Annotated in this window: 12 protein-coding genes; 8 read left to right on the top strand and 4 right to left on the bottom strand. The window is 37.9% G+C overall.

All coding sequences use genetic code 11. From position 1 onward, the window contains the following. Nucleotides 1-17: 17 nt before the first annotated feature. The 6 genes from OM074_RS00440 to OM074_RS00415 all read left to right on the top strand — a co-directional run bounded on the left by OM074_RS00440 (nucleotide 18) and on the right by OM074_RS00415 (nucleotide 6,525). A complete protein-coding gene (locus tag OM074_RS00440; RefSeq protein ID WP_301197292.1) occupies nucleotides 18-641 on the top strand; it encodes a DUF5063 domain-containing protein in 624 nt (207 codons plus the stop codon). A gap of 11 nt (nucleotides 642-652) precedes the next feature. Next, entirely contained in the window at nucleotides 653-1,255 is a 603-nt protein-coding gene (locus OM074_RS00435; protein WP_301197291.1) for a 3'-5' exonuclease, read from the top strand. Nucleotides 1,256-1,297: 42 nt separating this feature from the next. After that, nucleotides 1,298-2,482: a class I SAM-dependent rRNA methyltransferase gene (locus tag OM074_RS00430; RefSeq protein WP_301197290.1), complete on the top strand. Its 1,185-nt coding sequence runs from the start codon at nucleotides 1,298-1,300 to the stop codon at nucleotides 2,480-2,482. A gap of 103 nt (nucleotides 2,483-2,585) precedes the next feature. Beyond that, nucleotides 2,586-3,848, top strand: a complete 1,263-nt coding sequence (locus OM074_RS00425; RefSeq protein WP_301197289.1) for a DEAD/DEAH box helicase — start codon at nucleotides 2,586-2,588, stop codon at nucleotides 3,846-3,848. 66 nt (nucleotides 3,849-3,914) lie between these two features. Beyond that, a complete protein-coding gene (locus OM074_RS00420; protein ID WP_301197288.1) occupies nucleotides 3,915-6,041 on the top strand; it encodes a Tex family protein in 2,127 nt (708 codons plus the stop codon). A 133-nt stretch (nucleotides 6,042-6,174) separates the two neighbouring features. Next, nucleotides 6,175-6,525: a hypothetical protein gene (locus tag OM074_RS00415; RefSeq protein WP_301197287.1), complete on the top strand. Its 351-nt coding sequence runs from the start codon at nucleotides 6,175-6,177 to the stop codon at nucleotides 6,523-6,525. A gap of 62 nt (nucleotides 6,526-6,587) precedes the next feature. On the opposite strand, the gene OM074_RS00410 is transcribed toward OM074_RS00415, so the two are convergent. From OM074_RS00410 to OM074_RS00395, 4 genes are all read right to left on the bottom strand, one after another. Beyond that, complete coding sequence (locus OM074_RS00410; protein WP_301197286.1) at nucleotides 6,588-7,298, bottom strand: Crp/Fnr family transcriptional regulator; 711 nt, start codon at nucleotides 7,296-7,298, stop codon at nucleotides 6,588-6,590. Nucleotides 7,299-7,431: 133 nt separating this feature from the next. Next, the gene (locus OM074_RS00405; protein ID WP_301197285.1) at nucleotides 7,432-9,081 is read right to left on the bottom strand and encodes an NAD+ synthase; all 1,650 of its coding nucleotides are present in this window, start codon (nucleotides 9,079-9,081) and stop codon (nucleotides 7,432-7,434) included. Between the two features lie 253 nt (nucleotides 9,082-9,334). Further along, nucleotides 9,335-9,958 (bottom strand): porin family protein, encoded by a 624-nt coding sequence (locus tag OM074_RS00400; protein ID WP_301197284.1) that lies wholly within the window; start codon nucleotides 9,956-9,958, stop codon nucleotides 9,335-9,337. 86 nt (nucleotides 9,959-10,044) lie between these two features. Further along, nucleotides 10,045-11,022 (bottom strand): bile acid:sodium symporter family protein, encoded by a 978-nt coding sequence (locus OM074_RS00395; RefSeq protein WP_301197283.1) that lies wholly within the window; start codon nucleotides 11,020-11,022, stop codon nucleotides 10,045-10,047. Between the two features lie 96 nt (nucleotides 11,023-11,118). Here OM074_RS00395 and gldB point away from each other — a divergent pair, with 96 nt between their 5' ends. Next, complete coding sequence (gene gldB / locus OM074_RS00390) at nucleotides 11,119-12,129, top strand: gliding motility lipoprotein GldB (RefSeq protein WP_301197282.1); 1,011 nt, start codon at nucleotides 11,119-11,121, stop codon at nucleotides 12,127-12,129. 20 nt (nucleotides 12,130-12,149) lie between these two features. Beyond that, on the top strand, nucleotides 12,150-12,674 hold the full coding sequence (locus OM074_RS00385; protein WP_301197281.1) for a 5-formyltetrahydrofolate cyclo-ligase: 525 nt from the start codon (nucleotides 12,150-12,152) through the stop codon (nucleotides 12,672-12,674). The last annotated feature ends 30 nt before the right edge of the window (nucleotides 12,675-12,704 follow it).

Raw genomic sequence — 12,704 nt, 5'->3', positions numbered from 1 at the left:
AAAAGTTATCCTGATAAATGGAAGGTGAGTTAGATCATTTGGTTTATTCTAAAACAGTTTTAGAGTTTGTAACTGTGGGAAATGAGTATTGTAATCAGTTGGAAAATGCTTATGACAGGTCTGCAAAAGAACTCTTTACAGTTGTGGTTAGGATACTTCCGCTTCTTTATGTAAAAGCCTTAGTATTGCCCAAAACAGAGTTTGTTTTAGATGAGAATATAGAGAAAACTGTAAGAGAGGAAGATTATATTCGCGTACAACATACTTTGTTAAATAAGTTTGGTGAATTTGATGATTATCTTGAAGTTTTTGTACCAGATAATGATATGGAACAGGAAGAAGTGGCAAGCAGTATTTCAGAAAATTTAACCGATATTTACCAGGATGTAAAAGACTTTTTGTTTGCCTATCGTATTGGTGTAACAGATATTATGAATGATGCCTTGGTAGAGCTGGTAAATTCCTTTGAAATGTATTGGGGGCAGAAGCTGGTGAATGTGTTAAGGGCTTGTCATAGCGTGTTGTATAGCGGTAAAGATATTGATGGGGAGTTATATGGAGGAGCTGAAAACGATAATCAAAGTGATGATAATGATTGGTTTAACCGTTTTCAGGAGCAGTGGAATGATGAGAATAATTAAATTTTAGAGTTTTGATAAAAAACACAATAAGTAACGAGGTTTTAAACGAATTGCCTTTACAATATTTTGATGGTGAAATAGTACTGATTGAGGATGAAGTTGGGATTGTAAAGATGATGGAAGAAATCAATGGAGAGAGCATTGTAGGGTTTGATACCGAAACCCGCCCGTCATTTAAAAAAGGAGTTACAAACTCTATAGCCCTGTTTCAGTTAACTACCCATAAAGCAACATACCTGATCCGGCTAAATAAAACCGGGGTAACAAGCGAATTGAAACTCTTGCTTGAAAATGAATCTGTGTTAAAAGTAGGAGTGGGGATACGGGACGATTTAAGAGGGCTTCAGAAACTGACCCCGTTAAAGCCAAAGGGGTTTGTAGAGTTACAAACAATGGCTACAGAAAAGGGATTGAAAGACTTTTCTCTTAAAAAACTGGCAGGGATACTATTGAAATTCAGAGTGTCAAAACGTCAAAGATTATCAAACTGGGAAGCGCCAACCCTTACAAACGCGCAAATGATTTATGCAGCAACAGATTCATGGGTAGCTCTTGAAATTTATAAAAAGCTGGTAACGCTTGATTCCAGCCGGGTAGTGGATGCTGATGCATAGAGGTTAAATTAATATTCAAAGAAAATAATTCAAATATTATACATGTCGTACATAAAAGTTGTTTTAAAATCTGGTAAAGACCAATCCTTACGCAGATTTCATCCCTGGGTTTTTAGTGGAGCAATAAAAAAAATATATGGAGAACCTGCCGAAGGTGATATTGTTACAGTTTATGACAATAAAGACGAATTTTTGGGATTAGGGCATTATCAAATCGGCTCAATTGCCATTCGTATTGTTTCTTTTGAGGATATCGAAGTTAACGAGCAGTTTTGGGAAGATAAAATCAGGACAGCTTATCAGTTGAGGATCGATCAGGGTTTGGTTGGAGATGAAACCACCAATGCATATCGATTGGTTCATGCAGAGGGCGACAATATGCCGGGATTAATTATCGATATGTATGACGACACTGCGGTTGTGCAGATGCACTCGGTTGGAATGTTTCTCATTAAAGACACCATTGACGAGATATTAAAGAAAATATTTGGAGATGGATTAAAAGCCATCTATAATAAGTCGGAAGGAACCATCCCTTATAAAGCCAAAGTAAACCCTGAAAATGGTTATACCTACGGCAAATCAGAAACCCGTATCGCCCTTGAAAATGGTTTGAAGTTCAGAGTGGATTGGGAAAAAGGGCAGAAAACAGGTTTCTTTGTAGACCAGCGTGATAATAGAGCGTTGTTAGAACATTATAGCAAGGGTAAATCAGTGTTAAATATGTTCTGTTACACTGGTGGTTTTTCCTTTTATGCTATGCGCGGAGGTGCAGAACTGGTACACTCAGTGGATAGTTCGGAGCGGGCCATTGAGCTTACCAAAGAAAACGTGGAGTTGAATTTCCCGGGTGATTCCCGCCATGATGCCTTTGCCGTTGATGCCTTTAAATATTTAGATGATATAAAAGATAAATATGATTTAATCATCCTGGACCCTCCTGCATTTGCCAAGCACAACAATGTGTTGAATAATGCCCTTCAGGGATATAAGCGATTAAATGCTAAAGCTTTTGAGCAAATAAAGCCCGGGGGTATCCTGTTTACTTTTTCATGTTCACAGGTTGTTAGTAAAGATGCTTTCAGAAAAACAATTTTTTCTGCAGCAGCTAAATCAGGTAGAAATGTAAGGATATTAAACCAGTTAACCCAGCCGGCAGATCATCCGGTAAATATTTATCATCCGGAAGGTGAGTACCTGAAAGGGTTGGTTTTATATGTAGAATAGTATGGTTAGATATGAGATGATTGGCATTGGAGAATTGGTTGTTTTATTCATGAAGTAATGTCTCTTATCTGTTGTCTCTTATCTCTTATCTAAAAAAGAATTTATGAAGTTTAAAGATTTTGGTTTTACAGCAGATGTGATGGATGGCCTTGATGCCATGCGTTTTGTGACTGCCACACCAGTACAAGCCCAAACGATACCTGTTATTCGAAAAGGTGTTGACTTGATTGCTTGTGCTCAAACAGGCACTGGAAAAACGGCAGCCTATTTGCTTCCGGTTTTGGACCGCCTGGTGAATGGTGATCATAAAGGGACTACAACTGTTATCCTTGTTCCAACACGCGAGCTGGCCTTGCAAATTGATCAGCAAATCGAAGGGTTTAGTTACTTTTTGTCGGTTACATCGCTAGCTGTTTTTGGAGGTAATGACAAGGATTTGTGGGATCAGCAAAAGCGAGCCTTGACTCAAGGTGCTGATATCATTGTGGCTACACCTGGTAGGATGATTCAGCATTTAAATATGGGTTATGTTGATTTTAGTGCGGTTAAGCACTTTATTTTAGACGAGGCAGACCGTATGCTTGATATGGGTTTTCATGAGGATATTATGCAGATTGAAAGTTTCCTACCCAAAGAAAGCCGGCAAAATTTGTTGTTTTCAGCTACTATGCCCCCTAAAATCAGGGAGCTGGCCAAGGCACTTTTAAACAATCCGGAAGAAATAAATATTGCCATATCAAAACCAGCCGAAGGTATTTTGCAGGCTGCCTATGTTGTTTATGATTACCAAAAGGTAAACTTAATTGTAGACCTGCTTAAAGGTAAAGATCTTCAAAGTATCATTGTTTTTGTTTCCCGAAAAGCCATGGTTAATGAAATTGTGAGGGCATTAAAGCGTAATGAGTTTAATGCAGCTGCAATACATTCAGATTTGGATCAAAATGAAAGGATTGAGGTTTTAAGGGAATTTAAAAACCGAAATGTACAGATTTTGGTTGCTACGGATATTGTAGCCAGGGGAATTGATATTGAGAAAATTGACCTGGTCATTAATTTTGATGTTCCTAATGATGCAGAAGATTATGTACATAGAATAGGGCGTACAGCCAGGGCAAAGACAAAAGGTGTTGGTATTACTTTTATTAATGAAGATGATCAGGTTGATTTTTATAAGATAGAACAATTAATAGAAAGTACTATTTATAAAATTCCCCTTCCGCCAGAGTATGATGAAGGTCCGGAATATAATCCTGAGTCTAAAATGAAGAAAAAAGGCAAAGGATGGGGAAGAAAGCCCAATGGGAAAAAAAATAATGGCAAAAAGTATAAAGGGAAAAAGCCATTTAAAAAAGGAAATGTCAAATAAAAAATAAGTACAAGCCGTTTTTTATCTATTAAAGAGCGGTTTTTTATTTTATAATAATATTACCCAATGTTAAATCAAATCAATAAGATAATAGCAGCTGAGTTGCAGTTGCAGCTCATTCACATCGACAATACCATCGAGTTGTTGGATGGGGGTGCTACAGTTCCGTTTATAAGCCGTTACCGGAAAGAAAGGACTGGTAGTATGGATGAGGTGAATGTAGCTGCCGTAAAGGAACGTTACGAAAAGCTTTTGGAAATAGAAAAGCGGAAAGAAACCATACTGAAGTCTATGGATGATCAAGGAGTGCTGACTCCCGATTTGAAAAAGAAAATCAATGAATCCTATAACCTGACGGAGCTCGAAGATATTTACCTTCCATATAAACCAAAGCGAAAGACCAGGGCTGTTAAAGCAAAAGAAAAAGGATTGGAGCCTTTGGCCAGGATATTAATGAAGCAATATGAAAGGGATGTGGAATCCAAGGCTTCCGGGTTTGTAAATGAAGAGGTTGCAGATGTTGATGAAGCATTGCAGGGAGCAAGGGATATTGTTGCTGAATGGATAAACGAGAACAGTGTGGCCCGAGATATTGTTCGTACTGTATTTGAAAGAGGGGCTGTGATTACTTCAACCCTGGTTAAGGGTAAAGAAGAGGAGGGTGCAAAGTATAAGGATTACTTTGAGTTTAGTGAGCCACTAAAAAGGTGTCCCAGTCATAGGTTGCTTGCCATAAGGAGAGGGGAAAAGGAAGGTTTTTTAAAAGTGACGATCTCTCCTGAAGAGGAGGAAGTAGTGCATCGTTTGGGAAGATATTTTGTAAAGGGAAATACAGAAGCGTCGGAGCAAGTAGAAAAAGCCCTAAAGGATGCAGGTAAAAGACTTTTGAAGCCCTCCATTGAAACTGAATTTGCCAACAGTTCAAAAACAAAGGCAGATGATGAGGCAATTAAGGTGTTTGCAACAAACCTTCGCCAGTTGTTGCTTTCGTCGCCTTTGGGACAAAAACGGGTGCTGGCAATTGATCCGGGCTATAGAACTGGTTGTAAGGTGGTTTGTTTGGATGCTCAGGGTAACTTGTTGCATAACGAAAATATTTATCCCCATCCGCCTCAAAGGGAAACAAAGCAATCTGCAAAAAAGATAAGTTCATTGGTTGATGCCTATCGTATTGAAGCTATAGCGATAGGAAACGGAACAGCCTCAAGGGAAACCGAGTCGTTTGTCAGAAATTTAAAGTATAGCCGTGATGTACAGGTCTTTGTGGTGAGTGAGGATGGTGCGTCTGTTTATTCGGCTAGTAAAGTGGCTCGTGAAGAGTTTCCGGAGTATGATGTTACGGTTAGAGGGGCTGTTTCTATAGGTCGCCGGTTGATTGACCCACTGGCAGAATTGGTAAAGATTGACCCTAAGTCTATTGGTGTGGGGCAATACCAACATGATGTAGACCAGAATAGTTTAAAGTCTTCATTGGATCAGGTAGTGGAGTCTTGTGTAAATAAAGTGGGGGTTGATTTGAATACTTCCAGTATGCACTTGTTGACTTATGTTTCCGGATTGGGGCCTCAACTGGCAAAAAATATTGTGGCCTACAGAAAAGAGAATGGAGCTTTTACTTCGAGGAACCAGCTTAAAAAAGTACCCAGGCTTGGTGCCAAGGCATTTGAACAGGCAGCAGGTTTTTTGCGTATTTCTGATTCTAAGAATCCGCTGGATAACTCGGCAGTACACCCGGAAGTATACAGTATTGTAGAAAAAATGGCTGAAGACCAGGGATGTAAAGTGCAGGATCTGATTGAAAAGGCCGAAGCCAGAAAGAGCATAAAACTAGAAAATTATATTACAGACTCAGTAGGATTGCCAACCTTGAAAGATATTATGGGCGAGCTTGAAAAACCGGGGCGCGATCCTCGTCAGGTCATCAAGGTATTTGAGTTTGATAAAAATATCTTTTCAATAGAAGATTTGCATGTGGGGATGGTATTGCCGGGTATAGTTACCAATATTACAAATTTTGGTGTATTTGTAGATGTGGGTGTGAAGCAGGATGGCCTGGTTCATATATCTCAGATGGCAGACCGGTTTATAAGTGATCCAAATGAAATTGTTACCCTGCATGAGCATGTGAAAGTTAAGGTGATGGAGGTTGACAAGGTTCGTAAAAGAATTCAGTTATCAATGAAAGATGTATAAGTGAATGGATTTTTACCAGGCACACTAGATATGTTATATGTGTGCCTGGAAAAAGATTACTATATTTTTTATCTTTAGTTTTATTAAATTTATATAGAGCTATTACATTAACTTACCTAAAACAATTGGATATATGGACTTAACAGGTAGATGGAATTTTAAAGAAGAGTTTGATTCAGGAAAAGATGAAGGTATTGCAATATTGGCACATGCGGGAGAGCGGGTTTATGGCATGCTCGATTTTACTGAATATATTGATGAAGAAACTCCATTTCAGGTGAAGTGCAAAATAGAGGGGAGTGTTATTGGTGATAAAGTGAAAATGGAAATGGTAGATATTGAGGTTATTTCTGTTGAACCAATTGAGTATTTTCCTGAAATACGTGAAGGGATTATTAATGCTAAGGGACAGATTGTTGGTTCAAGTGAAGATGAACAGGGTATTTGCGGGGTTTTTGTTTTTGAAAAGGCAAACAATCAGTAAGTTGGGCTGAATGATGTACAGCCTGACTTTAATAACCGATAATGATCAATTTATCTGGGTTGTTAGCCCAGTTTAGATATTCTTTCCAGGGTTTCTATATCCAGGATTTTAATGATTCTGCCATCTACAGTAATTACTTTTTCGTTTACAAAAGTAGATAAGGTTCTAATGGCATTTGAAGTAGTCATATTTGAAAAATTAGCCAGGTCTTCTCTTGATAAATATACGTTAAGAGTCATTCCGTCGTCCTCAAAACCATAGATTTCTTTTAAAACCAAAAGGCTTTCTGCCAACCTGCCCCTAATGTGTTTTTGGGTAAGCGTTACTGTTCTGTACCTCGAAAAACCTAATTCCTGAGCTAATGAACGAATGATATTTAAGCTAAACTGGTGGTTGCATTCCAATAATTCAAACACAATAGTTTTGGGAATGTAGAATATGGTGCAGGGTTCAATAACAACAGCAGAAGCAACGTGCGGACCTTCGGCAAAAAAAGCACGATACCCTATGAAGCTCGTTGGGTTAGCCATACGAACAATCTGGTCTCTCCCCCCAAATCCAACTTTGTAAACTTTTACTTTTCCTGAGCCAAGGCACAACAAACTATCCGGAACTTCACCTTCTTCATAAATAACTTCATTTTTTTTAAAATGCTTTACCTTATGATTGTTCTCTAGTTTCAGTTTTTCTTCATCAGTAAGAACATCATAAATCTGTTTTATGTCTTTTATGGTTGGTTCTGAATTTAAGCTTTTATCTGTTCTTTGTGGCATTGTTTATAAAATTAGCTTTCGCTGATTATGTTTTATAACACATATTTCCGTCCAAAAATAGAAAAAAGCCTACATTCTACCAACAAAAAGGGATATAATGCAGACTTTTTTATCCTATTTTAAATTTTTGCCATTAAAATTTCGAAACCAAAGGTATCCTCCGGCCTAAGCCAAAGGCTTTTGATGACACCCTGATAATTGGTGCTGTCTGAAAACGTTTATATTCGTTCATGTTAACAAGGCGGACTGCTTTATTAACTACAGCGGCATCAAACCCTGCATCAATAATTTTTTGAGGGTGCTCATTTTTTTCAATGTAGTTAAATAAAACCTGGTCCAACAAATCGTAATCAGGTAAAGAGTCACTGTCTTTCTGGTCGGGACGAAGCTCTGCAGATGGCGGTTTAACAATGGTATTTACAGGAATAATCTCTTCATCCTTGTTGATATATCTTGCCAAAGCAAAAACGTCGGTTTTGTAAACATCACCTAAAACCGACAGTCCACCATTCATATCACCGTAAAGTGTTCCATATCCTACGGCGGCTTCACTTTTATTTGAGGTGTTCAATAAGATATGTCCAAATTTATTGGAAAGAGCCATTAGTAATGTGCCGCGTATGCGGGCCTGGATGTTTTCTTCGGTAACATCAGCATCCAGTCCTTTGAATAAGGGAGCAAGCGTGTTGTCAAATCCATCTACAATGCCTTTGATAGGTACAATATCGTATTGAATTCCCAAATTATTGGCCAAATCCTCTGCGTCTTTAATGGAATGATCAGAAGAGTACTTGGATGGGAGCAGCAGTACCCTTACGTTTTCAGGACCCAGTGCCCTTGCTGCAACAACCACGGTTACGGCCGAGTCAATGCCTCCCGATAAACCTAATGTGGCTTTGGTAAAGCCCATTTTGTTAAAGTAATCCTTAACACCCAAAACCAACGCGTCATGTATAAGAGAAAGCTTTTCGCGGGGTTTCGCATGGATTGTTGGTGAAGAATCCATATGGCTTAATTCGCAATATTGGATGTCTTCTTTAAAAGAGTTTAGTTGCTTTATAATTTCCCCTTTGCAGTTAACAGCTAAAGAGCTTCCGTCAAAGACCAGCTCGGTATTGGCACCAATCTGGTTTACATAGAAAAACGGGATGTTGTTTTTTGCCGCCTTTTGTGATATGATCTGCTGGCGGATTTGACCTTGGTTGTATGAAAATGGTGAGGCTGCAATATTAATAACCAAATCAGGATTTAATTGTTTTAACTCCTTCATTGGCGATTTTTTATACAGCTTGCTTTTTGCAAATGAATTAAAAACGGGTTGCTCGTCCCATAAGTCTTCGCATATCGTTATGGCCAGTTTCTTTCCCTTTAATTCAACCAATGAAAATTCACTATTGGGCTGAAAATATCGGTATTCATCAAACACATCATAATTGGGGAGGAGTGTTTTGTGGTGAACCGATTGAACTTTACCTTCTGCCAAAACAAAAGCCGAGTTGAAAAGCTTTTTGCCCATTGGTTCCGGGTTGATGCTTGGACACCCAACTATGGCCATGATGCTTTTGCATTCTGTAGCAATAATATCAACCTGCAGTAAGCATTGTTCAATAAACTCTTCCCTTTCCAGTAAATCAAGAGGGGGATACCCGCAAACGGCCAATTCGCTAAAAACAATCAGGTCGCAACCGTCGTTTTGGGCGTTGTTAATGGCTTTTATTATTTTTTCGGTGTTGGACTGAAAATTGCCAACGTGATAATTTAACTGAGCAAGAGCTATTTTCATACCTTCTGGGTGTTAAGAAGAGAGACACTAAATAAGAACTAATTGTCAAATGATTCTTACTGTTATCTGACTCTATTTTTAAAAACACAAAGAAACATCAAAAGTATTGAACTTGCAAAGGACTAAAGGGGGTGAATTTAACAATTCGCTTATAAAGTAATAGATCGTATATTTCATAAAAAAAGAGCTACAACTTTTTTATGATTGTAGCTCTTGATATCAATATCATTTTATTTTTTCGAACTTTCTCTTGTTAAAAGATAATGCCAAAATTAAATACCAGCCTGTTTAAAGTTGCTTTGTCGTTTACATTCACCGAACTATCATCCGTTACATCCGTTAGACCCTGGTTATAGGTTAAACCAAATTTTAAGTAGGCATCACCTCCAATGGAGTACTGCATTCCTCCACCAAATTGATATCCCACATTGAAAAAGTTAATATCGTCGTTGATATTATTTCCCGAACCATCGTTGGTTTTGATGTTAAACATTGAAGATAAGCCAAATACACCGTAAAAACTGCTTCGTTGAAAATCGCTTGTTTGAAGTTTTAACCTAAAGGGAACTTCTATATACTTTAACCTGTATTCTTCTGTAGTGTTTGTGTTATCATATTTTAGTTTGCCCCCAGTGGTGTTAATGGTTAGCCCTGAAGAAATAGCATAGTTTTTTGCAAAGAATTTATCCATTTCAATGCCAAAGTTATAGCCAAACAGGCTACCGTTGCCATCTACTGTGCTGTTATCTGATTTTAACCAACTTATTTGCGGGCTTAATACAAAAGCAAATCTAAAATCAGTTTCTCTTGTGTTTTGTGCAAATACAGAACCTGATAATACAAGTAGCAGTAAAAAAAGTGAGGTTGTTTTTCTCATGTTATAATAGTTTTATTGATTGTGCAAATTAAATAAAAAGCTGTTTATGAATAACTAAATACTCATGTCTTTATTGTTGGTTCCTATTATTTATTCTTTCCCATGCGTTGAGCAATAAAGCTAATGGCAATAAGCTGCAACGAGTGGTATACCATAATGGGAACAATAAATATCCCTTGTGTGGCCATGTTTTTAAAAAGTACGTTTGTCATCACAGTTCCGTGTACCAACGATTTTTTTGATCCGCAAAAAATAGCAGTAATGCTGTCTTCCCGCGAAAATTTAAGCCACCGGGTTATGCCAAAAATAATGCCATAAACCAGAATGAAAAGTATTATAATAACTAAAGCTGTAATTGTTAAGTAGCTCAAATTGATTGATTGAAATAAATTGGCTGAAAACGATTTACTAAAACTGTTGTATACAATGGAAAGGATGATGCTTTTGTCAAACAAGGTTAAAAATTTGCTGTGCTTGCGGGCATATTTGCCAAGGTGTTTGTTTAATAATAAACCAATAAATACGGGTAAAAGTATTTTAATTACCAGGCTTAAAATACTATCCCAAAAGTTAAAATCCCCATTTGTAGTGTCCATAAAAAGCCCTATCCAAACAGGTGTAATAATGATGCCGATTAACCCGGAAATGCTGGCATTAAATATAGCTCCGGGTATGTTGCCCCTGGCAATTGAAACCATTACTACCGAAGATGAAACAGTGGATGGTAATGCGGCCATAAAAAACAGTGCAAGCCATAGTGTGTTTTGTTCTTCGGAACGAATAAGTGGTTTAAGTATTAATACGAGTATCGGGAAAATGAGAAACGTGGCTGTTTGTACTAAAATATGTAGTCTGTAGTTGCTTAATCCTTTTTTCATTTCATGGGGACTCAGCTTTAATCCATAGAAAAAGAAAATGAGTGATATGCCTATTCCGGAGATGGTTTCGAGCTTAATGGTGCTGTTTGTGCCACCAATTCCAGGGAACCAATAGGCGAGTGCAATCATGCATAAAAGGCCCGCAATAAATCCGTCAATTTTTTTTAGTATTGCAATCTTTGTCATTATTTGATTTGTAGTCACATTTTATAAAGATGCAAAGATAGTACTTTAGAAGTCAGATGAATTTTTTTTAAGTTTGCTTTTCAAAATTTAGTCATCATGAGAAATCGTTATTTGTATGTAGTATTGTCTTTTATGACAGTAATTTTTTCATCGTGTGGAGAAAAGACCAGTCATCCTGATGTTAGTAGTATTCAGGTAGATTTTGATGTGATCCCTTTTTATAAGGAACTCAATAATGTAGATTCTTTAAATGTAAGGGCATCAATGGAACCTATCCGGCAGAAGTATCCCCGGTTTGTGGAAGCTTATAACAAGAAAATTATTGGAGTGGGAGGTTATGATAGAGCCGATTACCCCCAGCGCCTGATGGGTTTTGTAAATTATGATGCCAATAAAGATATTATAAAAAAAGCAGCAGTAGTTTTTCCGGATTATAATGCGTTTACCGAAGAATTGAATAAAGGCTTTCAACATTATAAATATTATTTTCCCGAAGAAACGATACCGGATATCTATTTAATGATTTCAGGCTTTAGCCAGAGTATTGCTGTGGATTCGGCCTGGATAGGAGTAAGTGTTGAGAAATATTTGGGTGAGGATTGTGAATTTTATGAGTGGCTGGGTATCTCAAAATACCTAAGAAAAGGCATGACCAAAGAAAAAATGGCTCCGGATGTTTTAAGAGCTATGGCTTTAACCAATTTTGGATATGACGAGACCAAAGATGATGTGATAAATCATATGATCTTCAACGGAAAAGTAAGGTACTTTGTAGAGCATATGTTCCCGGATTTACAGGATACCTTGTTGTTTGACTACTCTGCATACCAAATGAAATGGTGTAAAAATCACGAAGCCGATATGTGGGCGTCAATAGTAGAGTGGAAGCACCTCTTTAGTAACGACCGAATGTTGATTCAGAAATATACTGGCGATGCACCTTTTACTGCAAATTTTGGTGCAAATTCAGCCCCCAGGGCAGGGGAGTACCTGGGGTATAAGATTGTGAAATCATACATGGAAAAGAATGAAGAGGTGACCTTGAAGGCCTTAATGGAGGATAGGGATGGTAGAAAAATTTTAGCAGCTTCACATTATCGCCCATGAATATTGTTGCGCAAAAAAAAATGCTCCGTGATCGCATAAAGAGCGAAAAGAAAACAATGGCTCAAGAGCAAAGGGCAACTGAGTCTGCCAATGTTTTTTATGCTATAGAGAGTTTGCCTGAGTTTAAAAATACTCAACATGTTCTGTGTTATTGGTCGTTGGCTGATGAGCTTGATACCCATGTGTTTGTAGAGCGGTGGTTTAAGCATAAACTTTTTTATTTGCCTCGTGTAGTGGGGCATGAGGTTGAGATTATTCCATACAAAGGGATGGATTTTATGCAAAAGGGAGCTTACGGGATTCTGGAACCTTTAGGTGAGGCAATTTCTGATTTGTCAGATATTACTTTCGCCCTGATCCCTGGAATGGCATTTACAAGGGATGGCTATAGAATGGGCAGAGGGGGCGGTTATTACGATAAGTTGTTGCCTTGTTTGCCAAATGCTTTCAAGGTAGGTATTGGGTATTCATGTCAGCTTGTTGACATGTTGCCTGTTGAGGAGCATGATGTTAAACTGGATTTGGTAGTGGCTGACAATGATTAAATTTATGAAAATAATGAGAGGCTAATCGTA

Origin of the sequence: Plebeiibacterium marinum (assembly GCF_026013615.1) — a bacterium.
In the GTDB taxonomy this organism is placed as follows: Bacteria; Bacteroidota; Bacteroidia; order Bacteroidales; family Marinilabiliaceae; genus Saccharicrinis; species Saccharicrinis marinus_A.
Note: the sequence above shows the minus strand (reverse complement) of the source record. Positions and strands in the feature narration are given on the sequence as shown.

Coding starts and splice junctions, on each gene's coding strand:
- OM074_RS00405 (WP_301197285.1), bottom strand. CDS start 9,081: ATGAAAATAGCTCTTGCTCAGTTAAATTATCACGTTGGCAATTTTCAG.
- OM074_RS00400 (WP_301197284.1), bottom strand. CDS start 9,958: ATGAGAAAAACAACCTCACTTTTTTTACTGCTACTTGTATTATCAGGT.
- OM074_RS00430 (WP_301197290.1), top strand. CDS start 1,298: ATGTCGTACATAAAAGTTGTTTTAAAATCTGGTAAAGACCAATCCTTA.
- OM074_RS00420 (WP_301197288.1), top strand. CDS start 3,915: ATGTTAAATCAAATCAATAAGATAATAGCAGCTGAGTTGCAGTTGCAG.
- OM074_RS00425 (WP_301197289.1), top strand. CDS start 2,586: ATGAAGTTTAAAGATTTTGGTTTTACAGCAGATGTGATGGATGGCCTT.
- OM074_RS00410 (WP_301197286.1), bottom strand. CDS start 7,298: ATGCCACAAAGAACAGATAAAAGCTTAAATTCAGAACCAACCATAAAA.
- OM074_RS00440 (WP_301197292.1), top strand. CDS start 18: ATGGAAGGTGAGTTAGATCATTTGGTTTATTCTAAAACAGTTTTAGAG.
- OM074_RS00385 (WP_301197281.1), top strand. CDS start 12,150: ATGCTCCGTGATCGCATAAAGAGCGAAAAGAAAACAATGGCTCAAGAG.
- OM074_RS00415 (WP_301197287.1), top strand. CDS start 6,175: ATGGACTTAACAGGTAGATGGAATTTTAAAGAAGAGTTTGATTCAGGA.
- OM074_RS00395 (WP_301197283.1), bottom strand. CDS start 11,022: ATGACAAAGATTGCAATACTAAAAAAAATTGACGGATTTATTGCGGGC.
- gldB (WP_301197282.1), top strand. CDS start 11,119: ATGAGAAATCGTTATTTGTATGTAGTATTGTCTTTTATGACAGTAATT.